The 25,637-nt window shown below is 44.4% G+C and carries 21 protein-coding genes; 5 read left to right on the forward strand and 16 right to left on the reverse strand.

Annotated features, from left to right (window positions below; genetic code table 11):
* Positions 1-24 precede the first annotated feature (24 nt).
* From ACMXYO_RS12810 to ACMXYO_RS12835, 6 genes are all read right to left on the reverse strand, one after another.
* The gene (locus ACMXYO_RS12810; protein WP_415885488.1) at positions 25-3,150 is read right to left on the reverse strand and encodes an efflux RND transporter permease subunit; all 3,126 of its coding nucleotides are present in this window, start codon (positions 3,148-3,150) and stop codon (positions 25-27) included.
* A complete protein-coding gene (locus tag ACMXYO_RS12815; protein WP_415885489.1) occupies positions 3,147-4,628 on the reverse strand; it encodes an efflux RND transporter periplasmic adaptor subunit in 1,482 nt (493 codons plus the stop codon). Before ACMXYO_RS12815 ends, ACMXYO_RS12810 begins: the two co-directional genes overlap by 4 nt.
* Positions 4,621-5,925 (reverse strand): TolC family protein, encoded by a 1,305-nt coding sequence (locus tag ACMXYO_RS12820; protein WP_415885490.1) that lies wholly within the window; start codon positions 5,923-5,925, stop codon positions 4,621-4,623. The genes ACMXYO_RS12815 and ACMXYO_RS12820 overlap by 8 nt, the downstream gene beginning before the upstream one ends.
* Before the next feature lie 71 nt (positions 5,926-5,996).
* The gene (locus ACMXYO_RS12825; protein ID WP_415885491.1) at positions 5,997-6,332 is read right to left on the reverse strand and encodes a hypothetical protein; all 336 of its coding nucleotides are present in this window, start codon (positions 6,330-6,332) and stop codon (positions 5,997-5,999) included.
* 238 nt (positions 6,333-6,570) lie between these two features.
* Positions 6,571-9,018, reverse strand: a complete 2,448-nt coding sequence (locus ACMXYO_RS12830) for a putative bifunctional diguanylate cyclase/phosphodiesterase (protein ID WP_415885492.1) — start codon at positions 9,016-9,018, stop codon at positions 6,571-6,573.
* 202 nt (positions 9,019-9,220) lie between these two features.
* A complete protein-coding gene (locus tag ACMXYO_RS12835) occupies positions 9,221-10,051 on the reverse strand; it encodes a hypothetical protein (protein WP_415885493.1) in 831 nt (276 codons plus the stop codon).
* Positions 10,052-10,572: 521 nt separating this feature from the next.
* Here ACMXYO_RS12835 and ACMXYO_RS12840 point away from each other — a divergent pair.
* Entirely contained in the window at positions 10,573-13,041 is a 2,469-nt protein-coding gene (locus ACMXYO_RS12840; RefSeq protein ID WP_415885494.1) for an EAL domain-containing protein, read from the forward strand.
* A gap of 60 nt (positions 13,042-13,101) precedes the next feature.
* A complete protein-coding gene (gene ansA, locus ACMXYO_RS12845) occupies positions 13,102-14,118 on the forward strand; it encodes an asparaginase (RefSeq protein WP_415885495.1) in 1,017 nt (338 codons plus the stop codon).
* A 3-nt stretch (positions 14,119-14,121) separates the two neighbouring features.
* On the opposite strand, the gene ACMXYO_RS12850 is transcribed toward ansA, so the two are convergent.
* Complete coding sequence (locus ACMXYO_RS12850) at positions 14,122-14,526, reverse strand: phnA protein (RefSeq protein WP_415885496.1); 405 nt, start codon at positions 14,524-14,526, stop codon at positions 14,122-14,124.
* Positions 14,527-14,706: 180 nt separating this feature from the next.
* Complete coding sequence (locus tag ACMXYO_RS12855; RefSeq protein WP_415885497.1) at positions 14,707-15,231, reverse strand: hypothetical protein; 525 nt, start codon at positions 15,229-15,231, stop codon at positions 14,707-14,709.
* A gap of 119 nt (positions 15,232-15,350) precedes the next feature.
* Here ACMXYO_RS12855 and purT point away from each other — a divergent pair, with 119 nt between their 5' ends.
* Both purT and ACMXYO_RS12865 read left to right on the forward strand, forming a co-directional pair.
* Positions 15,351-16,532, forward strand: a complete 1,182-nt coding sequence (gene purT / locus ACMXYO_RS12860; RefSeq protein ID WP_415885498.1) for a formate-dependent phosphoribosylglycinamide formyltransferase — start codon at positions 15,351-15,353, stop codon at positions 16,530-16,532.
* Positions 16,533-16,646: 114 nt separating this feature from the next.
* Positions 16,647-16,847, forward strand: a complete 201-nt coding sequence (locus tag ACMXYO_RS12865) for a transcriptional regulator (RefSeq protein ID WP_415885499.1) — start codon at positions 16,647-16,649, stop codon at positions 16,845-16,847.
* A gap of 17 nt (positions 16,848-16,864) precedes the next feature.
* Here the strand turns inward: ACMXYO_RS12865 and ACMXYO_RS12870 are convergent, their stop codons facing one another.
* From ACMXYO_RS12870 to ACMXYO_RS12895, 6 genes are all read right to left on the reverse strand, one after another.
* On the reverse strand, positions 16,865-17,797 hold the full coding sequence (locus ACMXYO_RS12870) for a nucleoside recognition family protein (protein ID WP_415885500.1): 933 nt from the start codon (positions 17,795-17,797) through the stop codon (positions 16,865-16,867).
* Between the two features lie 103 nt (positions 17,798-17,900).
* Positions 17,901-18,446: a DUF3299 domain-containing protein gene (locus ACMXYO_RS12875; RefSeq protein ID WP_415885501.1), complete on the reverse strand. Its 546-nt coding sequence runs from the start codon at positions 18,444-18,446 to the stop codon at positions 17,901-17,903.
* An 11-nt stretch (positions 18,447-18,457) separates the two neighbouring features.
* Positions 18,458-19,717 carry an ABC transporter permease gene (locus ACMXYO_RS12880; protein ID WP_415885502.1) on the reverse strand — a complete coding sequence of 420 codons (1,260 nt, stop codon included), beginning with the start codon at positions 19,715-19,717 and terminating at the stop codon, positions 18,458-18,460.
* The gene (locus ACMXYO_RS12885) at positions 19,714-20,415 is read right to left on the reverse strand and encodes an ABC transporter ATP-binding protein (protein WP_415885503.1); all 702 of its coding nucleotides are present in this window, start codon (positions 20,413-20,415) and stop codon (positions 19,714-19,716) included. The genes ACMXYO_RS12880 and ACMXYO_RS12885 overlap by 4 nt, the downstream gene beginning before the upstream one ends.
* Positions 20,416-20,428: 13 nt before the next feature.
* A complete protein-coding gene (locus ACMXYO_RS12890; protein ID WP_415885504.1) occupies positions 20,429-21,118 on the reverse strand; it encodes a ZrgA family zinc uptake protein in 690 nt (229 codons plus the stop codon).
* An 89-nt stretch (positions 21,119-21,207) separates the two neighbouring features.
* Positions 21,208-22,626: a PLP-dependent aminotransferase family protein gene (locus ACMXYO_RS12895; protein ID WP_415885505.1), complete on the reverse strand. Its 1,419-nt coding sequence runs from the start codon at positions 22,624-22,626 to the stop codon at positions 21,208-21,210.
* Positions 22,627-22,735: 109 nt separating this feature from the next.
* Between ACMXYO_RS12895 and ccoG the strand changes: the two genes are divergently transcribed.
* Positions 22,736-24,142 (forward strand): cytochrome c oxidase accessory protein CcoG, encoded by a 1,407-nt coding sequence (gene ccoG, locus ACMXYO_RS12900; protein ID WP_415885506.1) that lies wholly within the window; start codon positions 22,736-22,738, stop codon positions 24,140-24,142.
* Between the two features lie 157 nt (positions 24,143-24,299).
* Here ccoG and ACMXYO_RS12905 read toward each other — a convergent pair whose 3' ends face one another.
* Positions 24,300-24,536 carry a GIY-YIG nuclease family protein gene (locus tag ACMXYO_RS12905; protein WP_415885507.1) on the reverse strand — a complete coding sequence of 79 codons (237 nt, stop codon included), beginning with the start codon at positions 24,534-24,536 and terminating at the stop codon, positions 24,300-24,302.
* Between the two features lie 448 nt (positions 24,537-24,984).
* Entirely contained in the window at positions 24,985-25,620 is a 636-nt protein-coding gene (gene nth / locus ACMXYO_RS12910) for an endonuclease III (protein WP_415885508.1), read from the reverse strand.
* Positions 25,621-25,637: the final 17 nt, after the last annotated feature.

Below are 25,637 nucleotides of genomic sequence, written 5' to 3' on the forward strand. Positions count from 1 at the left end.
GGAGGCCACACCTCCCTTTTGTAGTTATTTAGATAGATATTTAGGCAGCTGTTGCTTTCGCCACAGATAATAAACGGCCGGCAACAGAATCAGCGTTAACACTAAAGCACTCGCCATACCGCCAACCATCGGTGCCGCGATTCTTTGCATGATTTCAGCTCCCGTTCCATCTCCGTACATAATCGGTAACAAGCCTGCGATCACGGTAGCAACTGTCATCAGAATTGGTCTGACTCGCTTACCAGCGCCCTCAGTTATGGAGTCCTGCAAAGCTTGAAGAGTAAGGCCTTCTGGCATCTCTCGACACTTTTCTTCGTAGGCTTGGTTAAGATAGACCAGCAATATCACACCTATCTCGACCGCTACACCCGCCAAAGCGATAAAGCCTACGCCAACGGCAACAGAGAAGTTGAACTGGTTTAGATAAAGCATCCAAATCCCGCCTATCAGCGCCAATGGTAGCGTCCCTAAAATCATTGCCACTTCCGCAAATCGGCGAAAGCTAAGATAGAGAAGAACCACAATGATGGCTAAGGTCAGAGGGATTACATAAGTCAGACGCTCTTTCGCACGGAGTAGATATTCATACTGCCCTGACCAGTTAATCGAATAACCAGCTGGCAACTGGACTTGCTCAGCCACGATCTTTTGCGCATCAGCGACATAAGAACCTAAGTCTCGTCCCTCAATATCGACATAGGTCCAGCCATTAGGCCGAGCATTTTCACTTTTAATCCCTGGAGGCCCAGCCTCTATCCAAATATCAGCAACATCCGCCAAAGCGATACGCGCGCCTGTCGGTGTGACCAGTGGTAACAAACGCAGTTGTTCTACCGAATCGCGGTAAGCTTGTGGATAACGCACATTGATCGGATAGCGTTCTAAACCTTCAACGGTCTCGCCAACATTTCTGCCCCCAATAGCGCTGGTAATCACTAACTGAATATCGGCAATATTAAGACCATATCGCGCTGCTTTTTGACGTTGGATATCGACCTTAACGTAACGCCCACCCGCAACACGCTCGGAATAAACAGATGAGGTGCCCTCAACATCCTCCAGCACCTGTTCTAGTTGCTTACCTATATCTTCAATTACTTTAAGGTCAGGCCCGGCAACCTTTAAGCCAACTGGAGTTTTAATCCCTGTCGCTAGCATATCGATACGGGTTTTAATCGGCATCACCCAAGCATTGGTCAGTCCCGGCAATTTGACGATCTTATCCAACTCTTTGGTCAGTTTTTCGGTCGTCATTCCTTCACGCCACTGCTCACGCGGTTTCAACGTGATAAAGGTTTCGATCATGGTTAACGGCGCGGGGTCTGTCGCGGTTTCCGCACGTCCAATTTTGCCAAATACACGCTCAACTTCAGGCACCGTACGAATCAACTTATCCGTTTGCTGCAGTAGCTCTCGCGCCTTACCAATCGAGATTCCTGGGTAAGTGGTTGGCATGTACATCAGATCGCCTTCATCCAGAGGCGGTATAAATTCGCTACCAATTTTATTAACAGGCCAAAAACCAATCACCGTAACCGTTAACGCCAGAACAACGGTGAACTTAGGCCAATTTAGGACTAAACGAATCACCGGCACGTAGATCGCTTGGAGAATACGATTCACCGGGTTCTTACTTTCTGGAAGCACATTACCGCGGATACAGTACCCCATCAGCACCGGTACTAAGGTAATTGCAAATCCCGCTGCGGCGGCCATTGCATAAGTTTTGGTATAAGCCAAAGGCGAGAACATACGTCCCTCTTGTGCTTCCAAAGCAAACACAGGGATAAAGCTCATGGTAATGATCAACAGGCTGAAAAAGAGTGCTGGTCCAACCTCTGCTGACGCCTCCGCGATAACCTGCCAGCGGTTTTCATCTGTTAGCGGTCGACGCTCAATGTGTTTATGCACATTCTCGATTAGCACAATGGCACCATCCACCATAGCCCCGATTGCTATGGCGATCCCACCCAAAGACATAATGTTGGCATTGATCCCTTGGTAATACATGACGATAAACGCCGCCAAAATCCCAATAGGCAGACTGATAATAACCACCAACGAGGAGCGGAAATGGAACAGAAACAAGGCACAAACAATAATAACTACGACAAACTCTTCTACCAGCTTCTCAAATAAGTTATCCACTGCTCGATCAATCAGGCCTGAGCGGTCATACACTGTGACGACTTCTACACCTTCAGGTAGGCTACGTTTGAGCTCTTCTAACTTAGCTTTGACTCCCTCAATCGTTGCCTGCGCGTTTTCGCCAAAGCGCATCACGACCACACCACCGACAACTTCGCCTTCACCATCAAGTTCAGCAATGCCACGGCGCATCTGAGGCCCGATTGTCACATCAGCTAGGTCTTGCAGTAATAGCGGCGTGCCTTGAGATGTCGTACCCAGCGGAATATTCTTAATCGCTTCCAAACCATCTAAATAGCCACTCGCTCTGACCATATATTCGGCTTCGGCCATCTCAATGACCGAAGCACCGCTCTCTTGGTTAGCGCGTTTAATCGCCTGATTGATATGCGATAACGGTACATCAAAAGCGCGTAGTTTTTCCGGATCTACTTTGACTTGATATTGCTTGACCATGCCACCGATAGGAGCGACTTCTGATACCCCCGACACGGTCTGCAACTCATACTTTAAAAACCAATCCTGAATACTGCGTAGCTGGGCTAAATCATGCTGCCCCGTACGATCGACCAATGCATAGAGGTAGACCCAGCCTACCCCTGTGGCATCAGGCCCAAGCTGCGGTTTAGCACTATCAGGCAAAGAAGAGCTAACTTGGCTGAGATACTCTAATACTCGGCTACGCGCCCAATAGAGATCGGTGCCTTCGTCAAAAATCACATAAACGTATGAATCCCCAAAGAATGAGAAGCCACGTACTGTTTTTGCGCCCGGTACCGACAACATCGCCGTCGTCAGTGGATAAGTGACCTGATCCTCTACCACTTGTGGTGCTTGGCCGGGATAACTAGTTTTAATAATTACCTGAACATCGGAGAGGTCTGGAATAGCATCAATCGGCGTGTTTTTGACTGCATAAGCCCCCCAACCAATTAAAATCACCGTCGTCAGCAGAACAAAAAAACGATTGTGTATCGACCAATAAATTATCCCTTTGATCATAGTTTACCCCCAGGGATGCTTTCTGGGGCTTTAGGACGCGGCAATATAAAATCCGTTAGCTGCAAGTCGCTCATATTTGCACCGCGTAAACGGATTTGTACCGAGCCAGCATTACGTAAAGCCTCTAAATCTAAGGATTCATCAGCTTTAACCTGCATCAACATAGCATCCTGCTTCCACTCTCGAATCGCTTCATGTCTGACCGTTAAGAGGCGTGATTTTAGATCCACCTCTTCAACTGTTGCGCCAACCCACACTTCATCAATCAGCCCCATGGCCGGTGGTGTCAGGCGTAAGAAATCAGAACTGATACTGGACTCGGAATCGAGCATAAACTGAGCCGATGTAACGACTCTATCTTCTGGGAATAAACCCTGAATAATTGCAGTGCGTCCAGCCATACTCGGACCGGTTTTAACTTCAACCGATTTGTACTTACCCTCTCCTAAAGCCAGAACAATTCGGTCTTGAGCGCCGGTTTTGATGACTGCTGTATCCGACACATTCAGCATAGGTTTGGTCGGTGCAGACTGGATAGCTATCTGAGCAAACATATCCGGTTTAAGCAGCAGACCAGGATTATCGAAACGTAAACGGACATTCAGCGTGCGCGTTTTTTTATTAACCGTCGGATAAACATAATCGACCTGCCCGCGCCAGATTTCCCCAGGCATAAACGCTAAGGTCATTTCGGCTACATCGCCCTTCTGTACGGCGCTGCCTTGGCGTTCAAATAGTTCTGCGGTCACCCAAACCTGATCTAAAGGCGCGATCGTCAATAAACGGCTATTAGGCTTAATATACGTACCTCTACGCAACGAGATCTGGTCGATATAACCTGATACAGGCGCATAGACAGGTAACTTTTGTAGAGGCTGGCGCTGTTTATTTAAAGTTGATAACACAACCTTAGATACGCCCAGCGCGACCAATTTACTTTCACTGGCATTACTTAAAAACCGATTACCGCTGCGTAAGGCTGCTAAATACTCTTCCTGAGCATTCACCAATTCAGGGGAATACACCTCGTATAGTAGCGCCCCCTTTTCAACATATTCACCTTTGACGCTGACATTAACCTGCTCAACCCAACCAGAAATACGTGAATGGATATCGGTCATTCTCTCCTGATCAACCCCGACATAACCCACGGTTTTTAACTGCGCTTGCAACGGACTAAACAAAACCGATTCTGTGCGTACAGAAAGATTGTTTTCAACCTCTGGGGAGATTGAAATTGTCCCTGGTGAATCACCACCCGCTAGATCCTCTTCATAAACAGGTACTAAATCCATCCCCATAGGAGAGAGCCCCGGTTTATCGCGTTTATAGTTTGGATCCATCGGTGCAACCCAATATAGGGGCTGATCATTTGCGGCGGTTGAGGAATCAGCGCTATCGGCTTTTTGCTGAGACAGAAAGTAGCCGGCCGAAGTCCCAATTAACAAAGCTCCTATTGTTAGCACAGCCTTATTCATTGTTCATACCTCCTTGAGCTGGATGAGCGTTGTTAATCACCATTGGGTCTTCACCTGCAAAGTAGAAATTCACCTTCGCTGTCGCCATTGCTACTTGATGTTGCAGAAGGATCTGTTGCTGTTGAGCTTCGAGTTCTTCCATAGCTGCAATAGATACAACTTTAAAACCAGACTCCGCTGATGCGTATGCACGCAATGCCGATTTTCGTTTGGCTGATAACTGCTTTAAGTAGGCTTGGTTGTAGATGGCTAAGCGCTGTTCATAGCCTTGTAGATTAGCCTTAGCGATAGCTAATTCGGCTCTTAGCTCACGCGCTTTAAGGAGGTAAATCGCTTTGCTGGCTTCCCGCTGCTGTACTGCAGCACGGCGATGCTGATCTTGCCGCTTTTCAGGGAACAACGGCAGATCCATAGTCACAGCAACACTGAAGAGATCTGCTCGGTCACGACCATTATCATGGTCAGCGCGATAACCGTAATTTGCATCGAGCTTAAATGCTGGCTTGTAAGCCTGATCCGCTAGATCAACCGCTTTATCCTCAATCGCAATGTTCTGTTTCAGTATCTGAATCTGAGGATGTTTTAAGATCGATCGATCTTGTTCTGCCTGTGTAATTTTGCCTGATACAAGTAAATCTAGATCAAAACCCGTAGCGATAGATTGATCAAAAGATTCAACCGTTAACCACTGCTGTAAGACTCCTTTTTGAACCTGAATCATCTGTTCTAACTGCAGCATGCGGTCTTTCAGTTGCGTAAGTTTTACTTCAGCATCCAATACCTCATGACGTAAGGCTTTACCCGAGCGGTAATTCGCTCGACTCACGGCTAAAAGTTCGCTAAAAATATGCTGTTTAGCTTTAAAATGGGCCAACTGCGCTTTTGATTGATGCAGTTTTAACCACGCCTGAGAAACATTAAGCTTCACATTAGCAGTACGCAGCTGGCGTTGTAGTGGGCTTTTCGCCGCTTTTTGCTGCCACTGTTGTTGTGACAATTCCAAGCTTTTACCACGAGAAAATTGTTGTGAGACACCGAGCTGTAGCTGGGTCATGTTCTCTTGTTGGAAGTCAAAACTATCTATTGGCAAATTTGCCAACCCAAGCCTTAATTTCGGATCAGGCAATTGAGCGCTCGCAATCGCTTTAGCATGCAGCGCCTGCTCCTGATACACACTGCTTTGATTCCAATGATCCGAACTAAGAGCATTCTGAATAGCAGAATCCAAACTCAATTCTGCTTGAGTAATGCTGCTGAAAGTCAGCAGACTAATGATAAATAATGGGGATAAATGCATAGATCCTGTCCCGTTGATACATCAAAACACCACCAAAATAGGCGGTAACCGATATAAAAAGGGTCAGGAAATTAATTTAAGAAAACAGCCTGTTGCAGGTGTAGCCTCGGCACACCGGAGATACGACATCGTTCCCTAACAAAGGAATAGCCGTAAGAAAGCTTATTTGCAGTTGCCAGCAGGACACTGAACAGCAGAACAACACCTGAAAGCAAGTATTGCAAGAAAAAGGTCATATCAGGAATAGCATCTGCAACCGGATCAACAACGGGATTAATACTCCAATCACAGCCCTTAGGTTGACCATCACAATGAGCTAAGGATGCATTTTCGACAGGCTGATCAGACGACATACCCAAGTGCATACTGTGATCGACTTGATCTACGCCCGATCCAGCAGAACTCATTGATACACTTCCAGATGACGAACCATCCGCTGAGCTGCCAAATAGATTGGTACAAACGCCAGCGGAGCAATACAACACAAAAAACAGCAAGCTAAAAGCCGCTATCAATCTGCTCTGTTTGCTTATGGGGTAAGCTGTTTGCATTGAATTAACCAGTCTAAATTTGGAGCCACTGTAACGTAAAAACGAGGGTCATTCTATAGAGGGCTATATACCAATAAAGTTCCAAGCCAAGATATTAACTTTCAACCGAGTCTTTTAAATAAGAACCACAAAGACTATTCGGAGGCTGCGGCCTCTCAATATAGAACCCTTGAAAAACATGGCAGCCGGCTTTATTTGCCATAATTAACTGCTCTTTTGTCTCCACACCTTCCGCAATAACACGAAGGTTATAAGCTTTAGCAATGTTGATTACTGCTTCGACAATACACTGACTTTTACAGTTAGCTGCCAATTCCTGAACAAAAGAGCGGTCAATTTTCACTATATCTATTGGCAGATCTTTTAGATAACTCAATGACGAGTACCCTGTACCAAAATCATCTAAAGCGATCTTAATACCTAAATCTCGAATCTTTTGTAAACGGCTGACGGCAAACTCAATATTTTCTACGGCTACCGTTTCAGTGATCTCTAAGCAGATATTTTTAACATCTGCTCCAGCCTGTGTAATTGCCTCTTTTAATGCTGGAATCATATCTGCCTGATAGAACTGCAATGGGCTTATATTGATTGACAGGTACCAACCTTCTCGCCAAAAACCGCTTTTCTTCCACTCCACAATCTGTCTTGAGCATTCACCTATCAGCCAATTACTCACAGGAACGATCATGCCACTGACTTCTAAACTCGGGATAAACTCTATCGGCGGGACTAAACCCCGTTCGGGGTGCTGCCAACGGATCAACGCTTCAAAGCCAAATACTTCACCTCTAACATCGACCAAAGGCTGGTAATGAACACAGAACTCTTCTCGCTCAAGTGCGGAGTGTAACTGGCTCTCCATATTCTGCTGTTTTTCAACAGCCGCAGTCATATTGTGGTGATAAAACGCATACCCATTACGGCCGCTTTCTTTCGCGTGATACATAGCTGTATCAGCAAATCGCATAAGGTCATCAATACCCTTATCAGCAAGAGGATACTGCACAATACCGATGCTCGCTCCGATACGAAGCTGATGCTGTTTAACCTCTATAGGCTCCGCCAAAAGCTCTAACAGTTTTTCACACACATGTTCGATATCTTTAGTGACTTCGATTTCATCACCGTCAAAGGATTGTAGTAGGATGACAAATTCATCTCCGCCTAATCGAGCGACGGTATCACTAGCTCGTACCTGTTTAGTCAGAATATCAGCCACTTTCTTCAATAACTGATCACCTACACTATGCCCTAATGAGTCGTTAATCGTTTTGAAGTGATCTAAATCGATAAACAACAAACCATTACATTTACCATTTCGCTGGCTATTCGCTAAGGAGAGTTCTAAACGGTCATTGAGCAGAGTACGATTAGGAAGCCCTGTCAGACTGTCGTGGTTTGCCATATGGCTTATATGGTCCTGAACCATCTTCTGTTCAGAAATATCTGTCGCGGCAAATAACACTACAGGTTCAGAAAAATACTCAAACGGCGCAGCCTGCACAGTATAGTGCATAGTTTTCCCGCTTTTATGAGTCCAAGTAAAATCACTAATCTCCGCTTCGGTTTGGTGAACCTCAACACAGCGACGAATCGACTCGAGTTCAGCTACCTCTTCAATATAGGGATGGAGAGTGAGCAAAGCATTACCAGATATGTCCGCTACTGGCCGTTGGTAAAACTCAGCAAACTGACGATTCGCAAATAAAATATCGCCATCTTTATTTATCGCCATGATCAACTGCGGCACCTGATTGATCAATTGAGCTAGGCGGGCTTCACTCTTAGATAAAGCTTGATGACTCTCCCTCAATTCATTCACTAAGTTATGAACTGTAGAGATAAACTCATTACCCGCATGATTTAACAAACCTAATTCCGTGTCTTTATGGACTACAGGAACTTGCAGCTTTACCTCTTTGCTAGCATTGAGATCGACACTCGCAAACTGACTGGCTAGTCTTGCCAACGGTTTAGTTAAAACAACGTGGAAAATAGCGATTAGGCAGATGGCGAGTAACACGTTACGCACTAAGCCAGCAACAAAGATGGTTAAAGCACGCTCAAAGAATGGCTGAAACGCTTGGTCTTTATTGACGACCACTTGTAGCTTGCCAGGTGCAATATCGACAAAGCCAGGCGCTTGTAGGTCAAGGGTATAGGTTTTATGGGCACTGGAAATTTTTTCCGTGAGCCAAAGCGTAGAAGACTTCTTTACAGGATCAGGAACCACCTGTGATGCCAACACCTCTCCTAATTCATCCGAAATTTTCACCTCGGAAATAAAAGAATATTGCATCAAACCAAATACCACTTCTTTGGCGAGGGTATGGTCTAGTGTATGAACGGCACGCGTCGCTGGAGGCTTACTGGCATTAAGAATTTTATGGATAGTTTTATCAAACTGGCTATCTTGCACATGGAAGTCTTCCAACACTTGCGCAGTCGTCAAAACTAAGCCGATAACAAACGCCATAACGACCGAATATTTAGCCAGCCTAAAAGCTAATCGCTGTTTAACTTTGAAAACTTCTGACATCCAGATTCCACTGTCTTAACTCTTGCCAGTGAACAAACTCCCTTAATAAGCCAATATCAGCTTAAGAGCCCTCACTTCAGCATAGAATAGATATACCGCTTTAACGTCTTTTTTTATGTTTTTGACGCACTTCTAAACAAGACTGTATAAGACTCGGATCGCGCTCAAACATCCATGGATGCGTAAGACTTAGGAACAGACTTCAAATTTCAATGTTATGATTTAGTAACTTCCTAGTTAATGCTTCATCTAACTGTAATAAGTCTTCATCCTGGATTTCAATACAGGCACAATTATTTGCTTTTAGAAGCTCTTTTTTACGCATCTTAGCAGATAGTTCAGTAGCAGTTACCTGATCTCCCCAATATTCGACATAAAGATGATACTGAGGCAGATAAAAATCAGCATAAAGCTTCTCAGGGAACGGCAAACGACGCTTATAAGCATGTGCTAATCCGGAGAAATATAGCCAATTATCAATTAAACGCTCGGCTTCATTTGCAACTTGATGACCATCACAACAGCGAAGCTCTATATCATTTAACCCCATCTGAACTTCTTCGATCCAATCGGTCAACACTTCATGATCTAGAGTTGAATCAGACCATAAAACATAAGGCACACCCGTGGATCTGTTTTCCCGTTGATGGGCACCATTTTTTTCACCTAACGAAGTTACTTGCCAACCTTTTTTATTAGCACGAATCCAAGCTATCTCTTGAAGAACCTGCTCCAAGGCAGTACGACTCAGTGAAAAGTGCTTACTTAATTGGGAGAGACTGAGTAAACCAGCATCAGGGCTGGATAACGCTTTATGCTCCGTAACCTCTCTAGGCCAAATGATATATCGACCAAATTTCTGGCTTTCACGGTACTTACCACCTTCAAATTCACCTTTAGCTGTAAGTTTCCACGCTTCATCCTGACGCTCGATCCAGCCTAAGACTTCTAACTCAGCAAACATCTGTTTTGTCGTTTTCTTAAGCGCCTTAGCTAAGGCTGAAGTCGATAAAGTTACAGGTATTTCAGACATTCTGTTATCCAAACCGAGAGTAAGCAGTTAACATGATTAAAACATTATGTCAGGAAAAGCACTCTAAAATCGCTTTATAACTTATATTTTTCAACATGCTAAAGGCCCGTAACTCAAACTTAAGGCCTAACTAAATCCACTTCTGTTCTAGTCTAGATCTGAGATTACATATAAATCATCAAATACCCTGGCAGCGGTTAGGAAGCCCTTCCCCTAAAATCAATTTCTAACTTTGGTAATCAACTTCATACGGATAATCAAGCTAGCGTTATCGGCTATAAGCGGCCATAACAGGTACAAACTTACCGCGTTCGCAATTTTACAACTATCCTTACTGATACAACCGTGGCAGAACCATAAATAGCTATTCCTCGGCCCGAAGGTTATCACTACATCCGAGTAAGAGCACTATCCGATGATAGCTGCGCAGGTGCTTGGGGTGTAACACAGGAATTTGCCCCTCCTCCGAGTGATAGTTGGGTTTATGTATTTGTATCATTTGTACTAACCATCTTGCTGTTATGATTAAACGCCGATTACAACAAGTGATAATTCTGGGATTAGTCTTTCTCAGTATTGTGATCGGCTACAATAGCTCTGTACTCCAGCGTATCGATCTGATTGCCTATGACATATTAATCACTCAAGACACAGCTAATCCTCCTGAAAACATTGCAATCATTGCCATAGATGATGCTAGCCTATCTCAATTAGGACGCTGGCCTTGGAGCCGTAGTGTCCATGCAGACTTGCTTTCACAATTGACTGCTGCCAAAACCTCAGCCGTGGCCTTTGATATTCTCTTTTCTGAGACAGATAGTCAGAAAGGCGATCAAGATTTTGCCCGAGCAATCGCCCAACATGGCCGCACAATCCTAGCCATGGCGCCAAAGAAAACACATAACCCAGAAGAGATAAAAGAACTACTCCCGATCCCAACATTAGCAGCACCCAGTGACGGTATAGGTTATGTTGATAGTAAATTAGATTTAGACGGGATCTGTCGGCGGGTTTACCTCTATGCAGGTTTAGGCGATCCGCATTGGCCAACATTAGGGCTTGCCCTTTACCAAAGCTCTTTAGAAGCGCAAACCGATCTTCCTTTTAAGAAATCTGCGTCCCCATCAGGTTCAGGTTGGCTTCGCCAGATTCCCTTTTTAATTCCTTTTTACGGCCCACCTGGAACCATCCAGCGCTACTCATATATCGATGTGCTTAACGGAACAGTAGCTTTAGAGGAGCTAGCAAACAAAACAGTGTTAGTTGGAGCCACTGCATCAGGTATAGGTGATGCGATTAGCACACCTGTATCTGGACAACATCAGCGAATGCCAGGCGTTGAATTAAATGCCAATATTGCAGCGGCTCTAATAGGAAAACGCTTTTTATTTGAACTCACACCTACCGTCAACCTACTTATAACGCTGGGCCTTGCACTTACTGTTTTACCCTTTATGTATCTTTTGCCGCGCCGTTATTACCCACTAAGCATACTTTTTGCCATTGGGGTAACCATAGGCCTAACCATCACCTTATTTAATGAGCTAAAACTATGGTTCGCACCTACAGATGCGCTAGCCCTACAAGTTTTATTCTTTATATTCCTTAGCTGGAAACGCTATAACGCCTCACAGCAACAGATCACAAAGCTCAACAAAGAGGTATATCAACAGCTGAATTTTGATCCGATTACTCATCTCCCCAATCGAGAGATGATAAAAAGCCAACTCGATAAAGCGATAAGTGAAGCGCAGCAAGGCGAAATCATCGCTTTTCTAGTTATACAACTGAGTGGTATTAAAGAGGTAAAGAACCGACTCAGTATCTCGGCAGGTGATAGCGCACTGAATATAGCCGCTCAGCAAATCAAAACTGCCGCGGGATTCCATTATCCGATTGCATGCTTAGGGGGGATTGAGTTTGCTGTTATGCTGCCTCAGCAGACTGATCACAGTAACGCTGAGCAAATTGGGCGCCGATTACTACAGCTACTTCACTTGCCCTGCCAATTAGAAGATCAACATTTCTTCTTTAAACCGGCCATCGGTATCAGTTTGTATGCACAAGATGGCAGCGAAAGCCAATCTCTGATCAATAACGCCTACACAGCTATGAAGAAAGCAAGATCAAACCCTAAACGGAAACTCTGCTTTTACTCATCGAGCCTGAAACAACAAATTCTCGATGAATCTTCATTGGTTGCCGATCTCCACCAAGCCTTAAATAAGGATCAATTTGAGGTTTATTACCAACCTCAAGTGTTGAATTTAACCGGAGAGATTATCGGTTTAGAAGCTTTACTTCGCTGGAAACACCCTACTCGTGGACCAATATCTCCAGCCATTTTTATCCCAATTGCTGAGAAAAGCGGATTAATCATCGATATTGGTGAATGGGTTATGGAAACCGCTTGTTACCAAGCTGCGGCATGGAATAAGCAAAATGATAAACCTGTACGAATAGCTATAAATTTTTCGGCTGTGCAGTTTCATGATGATAAATTGATCGAGAAAATAGTTCACATCTTAGATCGGACTCAACTACCTCCGGAGTTACTGGAAGTCGAACTTACCGAGTCAGTACTGATGGAAGATCATCAAGAAACGATAGCCACACTGAGTCATTTAAAAGAGATGGGCGTACAGATCGCTATTGATGATTTTGGTACGGGTTACTCCTCTTTGAGTTATTTCAAACAGCTCCCCTTAAATCGGATTAAAATCGATCAAAGCTTTGTCCGCGATTTGGATGAAAGCGCGGAAAGTGCTGAGGTAACCCAGGCGATTATAACTATGGCTCGAAGCTTGAACCTGCAAGTCATTGCAGAAGGTGTAGAGACCCAGCAACAACGAGGTTTCCTTCTAACCCAATCCTGCGAAGAGCTCCAAGGATTTTACTTTAGTAAACCGCTTCCTTCCCGCGAGATTACCAAACTCATAAACCAATCTCTCTATCTTACCCCTGATGATAGAAGCCAGAAATCTGATTGAACTACTTTTATTATTCGACCGTTCAACGTATATATAACGGGTTAATTCTGGAGATTGGAAATGAGTCAAAACGTTCTACTCATCTACACTGGCGGCACAATCGGCATGCAAGCCTCTGATAAAGGCTATGTCCCAATGAGTGGATTTGAGGATGTCATGCGTAGCAGGTTGGCACACTCTCACCATTCAGCCCTTCCTAATTTTGAGATGATTGAACTAAACCCGCTCATTGATAGCGCTAATCTTGAACCATCGCACTGGAATAAGATTGCCGATTTAATCATCCAAAATTACCAACATTATGATGGCTTCATCGTTTTACATGGTACCGATACCATGGCTTACAGCGCATCCATGCTGTCATTTATGCTTCAAGGATTAAACAAGCCTGTAATTTTTACAGGTTCGCAAATCCCCCTGTCCCAGTTACGCAACGACGCTCTGGATAATCTGATCACCTCGATGATTCTGGCGGCATTTCATCCCATCCACGAAGTTTGCATCTATTTTAGCGGCAGACTATTACGCGGAAACCGAAGTAGCAAAGTAAAAGCTACGGGACTTGATGCCTTTGATAGTCCTAATTTTCCTTGGCTCGGACAGATCGGCTTACATATTGAGTTACACAACAGGCTCTTTATTCCTGCCGAGAAAGAGAACTTTGTCTCGCCAACCTTTGATCCTAAAGCGGTTTCTATCTTGCCGATCTATCCCGGAATCTGTGGACAACTAGCATCCAGCATTCTCGAAAGCGAAGGATTAAAGGCGGTAATCCTAAGAAGTTACGGTGTTGGCAACTTACCCGATAGCAACAAAACCTTATTAAACGCCTTACGTAAAGCTCACGATAATCAGATTGTGATTGTTAACATTAGCCAATGCCTACAAGCAGATATTCTCCAAGGACAATATGCCTGCAGTGAAGCGTTAAATGAGATAGGTGTTATTTCTGGGGGGGAGATGACCTTGGAAGCGGCGTTCTGCAAGCTTCATTACCTGTTAGCGACCAATGGATCCGTAGAAGATATTCGGAAGCAATTTACTAACAGCCTGTGTGGCGAAATCGATACTGATTAGCGATCAAGGAATTTCAATCTCCTCCAGCCATGCTTGCTCATCAGCTTCTAAATAAACCTGTTCTAGAAGCTCTACGGCCCAACGTTCCTGTTGAGCAATGCTTTGCAACATAGCAATCGCCATCACCTTCACTGCAGGCACAGGGCTCCAAATAGAAGCATTAAGACAACGCCAATGATTGTTATCACGTGTTTTGGGGCGTTCAATCTGTTGTGTGCAAACATCACAAATCATTATGCAATGTTCAAAATTGGGTTCATTCTCAATAGGCGGAACTTCAAATATCCCTAATTTGACCCCTTGAGCATTGCACAATTCACAGTGAGAACTACAACGGCGCACCAAGTCCTTACCAAATAACGATAAACCATGATGCCTCTCCTGATATCTTGCGTGACCTCTAGACATAATACATCTCCTTCTCCTTCCCTACTTAAGAAATAGCATAAACACTGTTATATGAAAGAAATATTGACGAATGTTTCAGCACCTTAAATAACAAGGGGCGATACCAATATCGGTATCGCCCCTTTCTGCCGGATGGATACTCCGACTAATCGGCCTTCTCAGGCAAAAGGTCTATCTATGTCATGCAGCCTGTTGATGATCCCAGTGCAGGTGAATAATCTCGACTAACGCTTTTGGGCAATGCTGCCGTATCAACTTATGAGTTTCAGTCATTCGTTCTGCGGGAATATCCACCATGACCAGCACACCCCCTTGCTGTAAAGCATGCTTATACTTTGCTAACAAATGTACGGGCGTGTCTTCACCAACCAGCTTTCCGAGCCATCCTCCTAAACCTATTCCAAGGATGCTACTTACTACCACGGTACCACCGCTGACCACTGAGCCAACCGGACCTAGTACTGTGGTTGCCACAAGGCCAGCTGCGAGGCCAAAACTGCCTCCTGCAACCATGCCCCAATCTAGATCATTTTCACGTTCTGTTGTTTCTATGTCGGTCGCGGCGCGCGCTGATATTTTCTCGATTAGAGATTCATCTTCAGCTATAAAGTGAATAGACTCGTCTTCGATCCCAACCGCCAGAAAGTCAGCCACAACAGAATTTACTTGTGACACCGTAGGGGCGAGAAACACTAGCCTTCTCATGACCCTTAACCCTAAAAAACAACACTTTTAGAGTATAGTTTATACCCTTTTTTCTGCTGGTGATTAGCGCGATTTGCACCGTATAATGCTTGAAATTTTTTCACGCAGAGGATTGGACAATGCTGCACATAGGGACCCCTTTATCAACTTCAGCTACCCGTGTATTAATGTGTGGTGGTGGCGAACTAGGTAAAGAAGTTGTCATCGAATTACAGCGTTTGGGAGCGGAGGTTATCGTTGTAGATCGCTACCCAAATGCGCCAGGAATGCAGGTAGCTCATCGTAGCCACGTTATCTCCATGCTAGATGGCGAAGCACTTCGTAAAGTGATCGAAGAAGAGAAGCCAGATCTTATCGTTCCAGAGATCGAAGCGATCGCGACAGATACACTGGTTGAGCTAGAAAACGAAGGCTTCAAAGTAGTACCTACGGCTCGTGCAGCTCAACTGACGATGAACCGTGAAGGCATCCGCCGCCTAGCTGCTGAAGAGTTGGACATTCCAACGTCTCCATACCAGTTTGCTGAAACCTACGAAGAGTACAAAGACGCGATTACAAACGTGGGGATCCCATGTGTTGTAAAACCGATTATGAGCTCATCTGGTAAAGGTCAAAGCACGATTAAATCAGAAGACGAAGTAGAAGCAGCTTGGCAATATGCTCAAGAAGGCGGTCGAGCTGGTAAAGGTAAAGTGATTGTAGAAGGCTTTGTTGATTTCGATTATGAAATCACGCTTCTAACCGTTCGCCACGATAACCAAACAAGCTTCTGTGAGCCAATTGGTCACGTTCAAGTGGGTGGTGATTACCGCCAATCTTGGCAACCACAAGAGATGAGCGACAAAGCGCTAGAAGTCTCTAAAAATATCGCAGAGAAAGTGACAGCAGCACTTGGCGGACACGGCATATTTGGTGTTGAGCTATTCATCAAAGGCGATCACGTTTACTTCAGCGAAGTATCACCTCGCCCACATGACACTGGTATGGTAACGATGATCTCTCAAGATCTATCCGAATTTGCGCTTCATGCACGTGCAATTCTAGGTTTGCCAATCCCGAATATTCATTTCCACGGCCCTTCCGCATCCAGTGTAATTTTGGTTGAAGGTGAATCCAAACAAGCACGTTTTGGTAACCTTCAGCAGGTACTTGCAGAGCCTAACACTCAACTACGTTTATTCGGCAAGCCTGAAGTAACAGGCCAACGCCGTATGGGTGTGGTACTAGCGCGCGACAATAGCGTGACTGAAGCTAAAGAAAAAGCAATTCGTGGTTCTACCGCGATGAATGTTGAGCTTTAATAGTTCAAATTTTCCGAATTAAGGCAGATCTTGGTATCTGCCTTAATTTTATGGAACCTTTAGAGTTTCTGGGTAACTAAGTACCACCGCTAAAAACTATTAAGGATAAGCGAAATGGCTGAACCCAAATGTCCAGAATGTAAGGTAGAAGGCATTGAACACATTGTCTCTAAAGACAGTACCGAACAAGCCAAAGACAACCATGCTTGGTTCCAAGTCGCTTATTGTGACAGCTGCGGACATATCTACGGCGTATTTGCTAAACACACCATTCCAGCGGGCAAGAAAGGCCCACAACTGGTCCTGAACCACTAAGAAGAGATAGACCTAATTTAGAAAATAATCAGGTGCATGATTCCTCTGACTGTCATCCCAAACAAACCACCATATACGGCATATCTAATGACTTGCCCGATACGTTTGCCGGCAGCAGCAAAGATAGCGACACCCAGTACGTCTAGAGGATTGGTTGCAAAACCAGCCATACGGTTCAGTTCATTGACGGTGATTAAACCCTGATTGACCAAATCAATGGTTACACCCATAAAAGCCGTACCACCAGCAATAAACTTAGTCACCAGCGGAAGTACTGTGGCTTCAGGCAAACCGATCAAACCCAAAGCAGGTGCTAGTGCCGAGCTTAACAAACCAATCGCTCCAGTTACCTTTAAGATATTGACGAAGCAGATCGCTAAAATCAGCATGGGTAGCATATCGAGAACAAGCTTCATCCCCTCTTTACCACCTTCGCCAAGTAGCTGCATAACCGACTTTTTACTGCCTGCATCCGCTGCTATCTCAGTTTCTTGAGTATCTGGATCAGTCAAGTTTCGCGTTAAAAGGTAATAGGTAAACGCTGCAGCGGCTAAGCCCCCCACAACAGAGGTAAGCAAGGTCACACCTAAATCCAAACCAACTGCGCTTAGTGGAAAAGTCGCATTAGCTTGTGACATGGCTAACACCATCGCTAATGTAGCTGCGATATAACGGCGCGAAGTACCGTTTTTATCCATTAAAGTTAAGGTGGCTAAAGGTGCGATAAAGCTGACAAACAGTAGCTTTAACATCGCCAATACACCTAGGCCTGGAATACCAAAGATGCGAGAAACTGGGGCCAACATATTAGAGATCCAGCAAAGTACACCTTTCGCCTCTAACAGCTTCATGAGTGACAACATCACAACCATGATAGGCAGTAGGATATACAGCCCCATATCTAAGCCAGAACGGCCAGATTCAAGAATTAGCTCAACAATTTGATCCACGGGGGCAAGGTCTCTAAAAAGTGGTTAGGCCGGGAATTTTACCTAGCCCTTACCCCTTAAACCAGCTATTCCTAATATTTTTTGTCAATTGGTAAGACCAATATTAAAGATCGTAAGGTTCGATCTGGAAAGCTTCCATGATGTAACCGGAGGTAGCCATATCATTGCTGACGGTCTCAGTGTTAATACGCCCTGTTACCCAAACGGCATCATAAAGGTTTTCCACATGAGTACCCGGTTCAAAATTGACGTGAATAATTTGGTTCGACGGTGGCGGTGGAACATGGATACAGGCTCCAAAATAGGGAACCAAAAAGAAGGTCGTTACGGTTTGGCCTTCAGATTCCAGAGGTACAACATAACCAGGAATCCTGATCATTTTGCCATCGACCTCAGGAACGACTGGAGCAGACTGCATCGCTGACATCATCTGATCCAACAACTCCTGCGCTTTGGGATCAAAATCATCGATCATGGCCATCTCATCAGTGATACCCAAAAGCTCATCTAACGAGAAGTCCGCAGGCATTAACTGTTCCCACTCAACCTCTTCTACTTTCTCACCATTCAGCATATTTGCTGTGGTCGTATTACTTAACGCCAACAAAATTAGGCTAAATAGCCAAACGGGGAATCGCCCACTGAGCATTACACTCTCCACTAAATTTTAACTGCTACACCATCCGCTAGGGATTGTTTGTACGCTCGATATCCAGGTACAGCACCAACCACTGTGCCAGATACCAATAGCACAGCAATGAGCTGCCATTGCCATAAGGTAGGCCCAGTAATACTTAACCAAACACCAAATTCTGTCTGGAGCCAAGGTGCTAATAATAGCAAGTTTAAGTACAACAAGAGCATGCCCAATATAATACTGATCGCTGTAACGAGAAAAGATTCCAAAATTAGTAAAGATAATATTTGCCAGAGACGCGCACCAACCGAACGAAGAATCGCTATCTCCCTGCGTCTCTCATTAAGGCTGGCTAACAGCAAGGTCATCAAACCTAGCATGCTGGATATGATCACAAGGCCAGACACCACCAACAATGCTTGTTCTGCCAAAGAAAACATCTGCCATAAGGACTGTAAGGCCAACCCTGGAATAATCGCTTGTAGTGGTTCTTTTGAGTATTGGTTGATGGATCTTTGCAGGTGGAAAGTAGAAAAGCGGGATTTTAGCCCAAGCATAAACGCCGTGATCTGCTTTGGCTGTAGCTCGCTTAGTTGCTCTTCCGTGTAAGCCCCGCCCGATCCAGGTATCTGAACCCCTGCTTTCCAATCGATATGAATCGCTTCTATAGCCGCTAAACTCACATGTAATGTTTGATCTACGGGGGTCCCTGTAGGCTCAAGAATACCTACGACCTTAAAAGGCTTATCATCATGTTCGACCAGAGAGGCGTTACCGCGACCATGAGCGATCACAACAGAATCGCCTACCTTGTATTGCAATTTTTCCGCTACATCAGAGCCAATGACAACATCAAACACTCCTTCAAACTCTTTGCCTTGCTCCAAAGCTAAAGGTTGTTTTTTGCCGTAACGAAAGTACTTAAAGTAATCAGATGAAGTTCCTAACACTGGGTACCCACGATGGGAATCACCCAATGAAAAAGGAATGCTCCAAGCAACCTTTGAATGACGACTAATCGCCTGATAGCTACTCCACGAAAGATTATTGGTAGCATCGCCTAAGCGGAACACCGAATAGAGCAATAAGTTGATGGAACCACCCTTAGCCCCAACTATCAGGTCGGTACCAGATACAGTGGAGGAGAAACTGCTTTTAGTTTGAGTCCTCAGCGTGTCTACCGCCATAACCAGCATGATACTTACGCTGAGCGATATAACAGTCAGTAAGATAGTACTCTTACGATTGAGTAAGCTCTGCCAAGTTAAACGAAATAAGATCACAACGTGAAGCCCCCATCAGTACTGGGAACTAATCGTTCAACCCTCGAGAAGTACTGCTCTAAATTTGGATCATGACTCACCATCATCAAGGCAGCCCCAACCGATTCACACTGCTTACATAAAAGCTGCATAAACATATCTCTATGTTCAGTATCTAAAGCAGAGGTTGGTTCATCTGCAATGATAAGCTCAGGCGAGCCGAGCATCGCCCGAGCCACAGCTACACGTTGCTGTTGACCTGTGGAAAGCGCTAGAACCTTTCTCCCTGCGGTAAGACTATCCCCCAAACCTAATTCCTGCAGAAGATACTTGGCACCTTTGGTAACACTGCCGTATTTTTCATCAGCTCTGGCTTTACGCGAGCTAGAGAAATGGCAAGGTAACGTAACATTGTCGATAAGATCGAGATGGGGCAATAAGTTAAACTGCTGAAATATAAATCCAATGTGATCCGCGCGAAAACGATCCATCTTCCGCGAAGAAAAGGCACCTACATCTTGCTCTAGTATTTTGATAGAACCGCTAGATGGAGCAATCATACCGCCCAACAGATTGAGGAAAGTACTCTTACCACTTCCTGAAGGGCCTTTAACAAAGACATTTTCGCCCTGCTTTAACTCAAAAAAAGGAACCGTAATCCCTTGGTTATGACGGTTCCAGTTAAAGGTTAAGGCATTAATTTCAACAGCACTTGGCATTTTGATTCCTTGGTTAAAGCTCTATGACCCTCTGCTTAGGCGTGAGTTCCACAGAGCGGATATCAACCCTATTTAGGACATTAACTTTCACAGTTTCCATGTGAGGGAAATGGCTAAAGAAATCTAATGTTACTGCATTTATTTTTGCAGGGTTAACACAATGGAAGTGATAATGCGCTGTAATGTTGCGATGCGTTTCTTCACCGTGATCATGATGCTTTTCATGGTCATGATGATCTGCGTGATCGTGGTGCTTATCGTGGCCATGATGGTCTTCATGTTTATGATCGTGGTGATCATCATGCTTGTGATGGTCATCTTTATGACCGTGGTGCTTATCATGATGAACTGCATGGTCATGATGTGCGTACTCATCTTCCTCTACACCGATCGTTACTTTAGCGTCATCAACAATACATAGCGCATCGTCTGGAAATTTAACGCGAGCATAAGCATCTTTTAGCTGCTTAGTGGCACTCTTAATTTTTTGTTTGTCTTCAGCACTTACCGCTTCGTGCTCAAAACCGGCAATGTTCATTAGAGGGGAACGTAGTTCCATCTCCGCAACGTTACCTTCAATAACAAAATTTAGCTCGGCAATTCCATGAACATGAGCTTCATGTTGATGGCTTTCAGCCATAACAGAACTTGCTAACACGGCTGTAGATACCGCCGCTAAACGAAAAGCTTTATTTAAAATCATCTCTAAACCATCGACACTGTTAAAATTGTTATAACATAACAATATACTATAGTTACTCCGCTCAAATCCATGACCGTTTACTCGGTATTCTAATTCGTTTGAGTCTCTTTAATTAAGCAAGCTAAACGGATCAAAGCGTCACGCCGAGCTTCATTCCAAGCATGGGCAAAACTTAAACGTAAACAATTACGATACTGATTTTGCGCTGTAAAGAGATGACCTAGGGTGATTAATATGCCTTCACTTCGGGCTTTTAAATACACCGAAGTTAGATCATAGCTATCTTCCAGTTCTACCCATAAGGTCAAACCACCTTGCGGTTGGCTAACTCTGATCACACCCAATTCGCCCCACTCTTGAGAGAGTAACTGAATCAACTGATCTCTCTGCTGCTGCAAAAGCATCTTCTGCTTTTTCAGATGTTTCTCATAAGCACCCTCTTTGAGGAAATCGACCAAACCTTGTTGAGTAAATTTATTTAGGGCGAGAAGGTTCACCATTTTAAGGCGCATCAACTGCTTCTGTTCAGCTGCAATAATCCAACCCAAACGAAGCTCTCTTGAAACGGACTTGGAGTATGAACCGCACAGGATGACACGATTTTCACGGTCCATACTTTTTAATGGGGGGACCCTCTGACCAAAGGCTAAGTCGCCGTATATATCATCCTCAACCACGACAAAATCGTGTTTACTCGCCAAAGATAAAAGATGCTCACGCGCAGAGACCGACATCAAAGCGCCACTCGGCGTCGCAAATGACGGCGTCACTATGCAGGCTTTAATCTCCCACTCTTCTAAAGCCTGTTCCAGCGCCTCTGTCGACATCCCGGTATGGGAAGAGACGGGGATCTCCAGCACTTTTAACCCCATGCTTTCGATAAGTTGTAACACGCCATAAAAGCCTGGTGATTCAACCGCAACAATATCTCCAGGTTCACAGCTTAATTGCAAAGCCAACGAAAGCGCATGCTGACAGCCAGCGGTAATAGTGACGTCCGCGGCACTAAAGTGACATCCTGTTCGACGATAACGCTCCGAGAGGTGCTCTCTCAGCTCCAATAAGCCGGATGGTTCATCATAATATTGGTGGTCATTACATTTCTGTCGGCGTAACGCTCTGCCAATGCTTCGATTCAGCTCAGTAATACCCACCGGCATATCCATATAGCCTTGCTCTTGTGGAAAGATATCGAATGCAGCATTACGCTCCATAATGTCGCGAATAAGATCACTCATATCGACGAGTTGAGGCGCAACGGAAAGTTCTGGGCGGGAGGGTGTAGGATGGGCTTTAGGCAAACTACAGACATAAAAGCCTGATTTAAAACGAGACTCAATCAAACCCGCCGCTTCCAAGCGTTGGTAAGCATGAATTACCGTGGCTTTAGATAAGCCCTGTTGTTCACACTGAACGCGGATCGAAGGTAGTTTACTCCCCGCGGGTAGATCGCCATTTTTTATCGAATCGGCTAATGCCTGCTCTAAATTTTGGTACAGAAAATCCATAATCCCTCCACAATCTGTACCTATTATAATTATTTTTTTTAAACCTGCCCCTATAATTTGCATTCCTGTACAGTTGTTCACAATCACCGATGAGCAAAGTGAGCACAACATGCAACAACAAGGTAACAGTGAGATTCCTATCACTATGATTCAGGAAGCTCCCCCTCTTCCCGGCAACGGAAAATTTCATGTTCGTCTAGTCGAAGGCTTCTATCAAAACCTTAGGCGCTTCACCAGCTGGCCAATGCTGGCACTCTTCTTTGGACTTGTATGGGTTCGTATTAATGGTGATCCACTGGTTTTATTTGACTTTGAAAGCCACCGTATTTTCCTTTTTGGTGCAGAATTTTCTTGGTACGACCTACCGGTATTAGCGGGTTTATTGATTGCTGGGGCCAGCCTGTTGTTTTTTATGGCCGTCGGCTGGGGGCGTATCTGGTGTGGCTTTGCCTGCCCTCAATCAATCTGGACTTGGATCTTTATCCGCATCGAAGATTGGACCGAAGGGCGAGCTGCACTGCGCTCCAAATCTGAAGATAAATCCCTAACAGGTGTTCGACTCATTCGACGTGTCCTAAAACACGGTCTCTGGCTTCTTGTTTCAGTCGCTACAGCGATTACGTTTAGCGGTTATTTCGTCCCTATCGAGCAGCTTCTGCAATCGATCATTAGCTTGGAAGCTTCGCTCTTCGTTTTCACATGGATTATCTCCATGACATTGCTCACCTACTTTAATGCTGGCCTTGTCCGTGAAAAAGTATGTTTGCATATGTGCCCATACTCCCGTTTCCAAGGTGTAATGTTTGACGAGGATACACGTACCGTCGCTTATAACCCGCTACGTGGAGAGCCGCGTACTCACCTTCGTGGTAAAGAAGATAATCCAGGCGATTGTATCGATTGTGGGATCTGCGTGCAGGTTTGCCCTACAGGCATAGACATTCGTGATGGACTACAAGCTGCGTGTATCGATTGCGGTGCTTGTATTGATGCCTGCGATAACGTCATGACTAAATTAGGTCGACCAACCGGGTTGATTGAATTCTATTCAGAAAAGCAATTACAAGGGATTGAGAAAAGCGCACCGAAAGAAGCTCCGCCAAAACAGCCAATTCTACGCCCAAGATTAATCGCTTATATGACAGTACTGATTATTACCGTATGGGGTGTTGTTTACGGTATGCATAACCGCACTGAGTTATTAATTGAGGTTGCTAGAGAGCGTGGTCAGCTTTACCAAGTAGTAGGTAACGAAGTCTGCAATAGTTACCAAATAGAACTGGAATCCTTCTTACCTGAATTGAAGCAGCTAACTGTAAGCGTTCAAGGCATAAATAGTGATCATCAGTTTAAGCTCAAAGGTCCTTCTACGATCCAATTAAACAAACAAAATGCAATCAAGATTTATCAAGTCTGTGCCGCAGCGGGTAATTTAGATAAACGCACACAGATTCAGTTTAATTTCCGAAATGAGAATTTCTACAGCTATAAAGCGAGTACTTTCCTAACTCCTTAAGGTAGGTAAAAGCCTTCGATCATAATCAGGTGAATTTTAGGGTGCCTACCAACCCTACCCCACAGTGGTTGGTAGGATCTACAGTTCGAGAGGACTTGATTATGATTTTCCCCAATTGCCGGTAATCACTGCCGGCAATTTTTTACTTTTCTAAAAGCTAACTTTCAACCAAATTCTCTTTTTTTTGGCGTGACAGACGTTTGATCTCATACTCACGCTTAGATGCACTAGAACGATCAAGATGCTCCTCTTGCCAAAAAAGGGAAACCGGCCTGCGTACCCTTGTGTACTTAGCCCCTCCCACAATTTCACCATTATGCTGGCGAATCCGTCGCTCAAGATCAGTGGTTATACCGGTGTATAGAGTTTCATCCGCACACCTCAGAATATACACATACCAATTGCCTACTTTATCTTCCAAAAAATTTCTCTCACTCATAATGCATGATCAGCATAATATCCTTTACTCATGATCGTTTTAAATCCAGAAGAAATTCAAACAGGAAATGACTTTATAGGAACCCAATGTAAGTACCTACAAACGCTATAGCCCCATTATCTTCAATGCATTAACTTCTAAACTGGAATAAATTAAAACAACTTTTACGCACAAGTAAAATCTAAACAAAAATGATGTGGACAAAACCAGCTAGCTCATTTCCCTAAAGAATCAAGAAAAAATTAAGCACTTGAAAAATAAGCGTTTTACATAATGGATAATAATACAACAACTATAGCAAAGCCTAGACTGGTGGTATCTGCAGCCACCTACCCAAAACTTATTAAGAAAGTTATCCACAGCTTCTTGGGATAAATATTGCTAAGAACTTACAAGTAAAAAACTAAAACTCTGTCTTTTCCTTATACTCGCATAAGTCTTCTATAAGGCAGGAGCCGCATTTAGGTTTACGAGCCACGCAGGTATAACGGCCATGTAAAATGAGCCAATGATGTGCATCGATCAAAAATTCTTTCGGAACAAAGCGCATAAGTTTCTGTTCAACTTCATTCACATTTTTACCCGGAGCAATCTTAGTACGGTTTGAAACGCGGAAAATATGGGTATCTACAGCCATCGCAGGTTGACCGAAAGCGGTATTTAAAACCACATTCGCAGTTTTTCGCCCTACGCCAGGAAGCGCTTCAAGATCAGCACGATTGTCAGGTACTACTGATCCATGTTTGTCGACCAATGCTTTACAGGTTTTTATCACATTCTCGGCTTTGGTGTTAAACAAACCGATGGTTTTAATATATTCCTTCAAACCATCCACACCTAGTGCATAGATCGCCTCTGGGGTATTGGCAACAGGGTAAAGCTTTCGAGTTGCTTTATTCACCCCAACATCCGTTGCCTGAGCCGAAAGAATCACGGCAATCAGAAGTTCGAACGGAGAGTTATATTCGAGTTCTGTCGTAGGGTGAGGGTTATCATCACGCCAACGCATGAAGATCTCATGTCTTTTTTGCTTATTCATTTCTAGATATCTTAGAC

The organism is Neptuniibacter sp. QD37_6 (assembly GCF_047778085.1).
In the GTDB taxonomy this organism is placed as follows: Bacteria; Pseudomonadota; Gammaproteobacteria; order Pseudomonadales; family Balneatricaceae; genus Neptuniibacter.

Coding starts and splice junctions, on each gene's coding strand:
- ACMXYO_RS12810 (WP_415885488.1), bottom strand. CDS start 3,150: ATGATCAAAGGGATAATTTATTGGTCGATACACAATCGTTTTTTTGTT.
- ACMXYO_RS12815 (WP_415885489.1), bottom strand. CDS start 4,628: ATGAATAAGGCTGTGCTAACAATAGGAGCTTTGTTAATTGGGACTTCG.
- ACMXYO_RS12820 (WP_415885490.1), bottom strand. CDS start 5,925: ATGCATTTATCCCCATTATTTATCATTAGTCTGCTGACTTTCAGCAGC.
- ACMXYO_RS12825 (WP_415885491.1), bottom strand. CDS start 6,332: ATGAGTTCTGCTGGATCGGGCGTAGATCAAGTCGATCACAGTATGCAC.
- ACMXYO_RS12830 (WP_415885492.1), bottom strand. CDS start 9,018: ATGTCAGAAGTTTTCAAAGTTAAACAGCGATTAGCTTTTAGGCTGGCT.
- ACMXYO_RS12835 (WP_415885493.1), bottom strand. CDS start 10,051: ATGTCTGAAATACCTGTAACTTTATCGACTTCAGCCTTAGCTAAGGCG.
- ACMXYO_RS12840 (WP_415885494.1), top strand. CDS start 10,573: ATGATTAAACGCCGATTACAACAAGTGATAATTCTGGGATTAGTCTTT.
- ansA (WP_415885495.1), top strand. CDS start 13,102: ATGAGTCAAAACGTTCTACTCATCTACACTGGCGGCACAATCGGCATG.
- ACMXYO_RS12850 (WP_415885496.1), bottom strand. CDS start 14,526: ATGTCTAGAGGTCACGCAAGATATCAGGAGAGGCATCATGGTTTATCG.
- ACMXYO_RS12855 (WP_415885497.1), bottom strand. CDS start 15,231: ATGAGAAGGCTAGTGTTTCTCGCCCCTACGGTGTCACAAGTAAATTCT.
- purT (WP_415885498.1), top strand. CDS start 15,351: ATGCTGCACATAGGGACCCCTTTATCAACTTCAGCTACCCGTGTATTA.
- ACMXYO_RS12865 (WP_415885499.1), top strand. CDS start 16,647: ATGGCTGAACCCAAATGTCCAGAATGTAAGGTAGAAGGCATTGAACAC.
- ACMXYO_RS12875 (WP_415885501.1), bottom strand. CDS start 18,446: ATGCTCAGTGGGCGATTCCCCGTTTGGCTATTTAGCCTAATTTTGTTG.
- ACMXYO_RS12885 (WP_415885503.1), bottom strand. CDS start 20,415: ATGCCAAGTGCTGTTGAAATTAATGCCTTAACCTTTAACTGGAACCGT.
- ACMXYO_RS12890 (WP_415885504.1), bottom strand. CDS start 21,118: ATGATTTTAAATAAAGCTTTTCGTTTAGCGGCGGTATCTACAGCCGTG.
- ACMXYO_RS12895 (WP_415885505.1), bottom strand. CDS start 22,626: ATGGATTTTCTGTACCAAAATTTAGAGCAGGCATTAGCCGATTCGATA.
- ccoG (WP_415885506.1), top strand. CDS start 22,736: ATGCAACAACAAGGTAACAGTGAGATTCCTATCACTATGATTCAGGAA.
- nth (WP_415885508.1), bottom strand. CDS start 25,620: ATGAATAAGCAAAAAAGACATGAGATCTTCATGCGTTGGCGTGATGAT.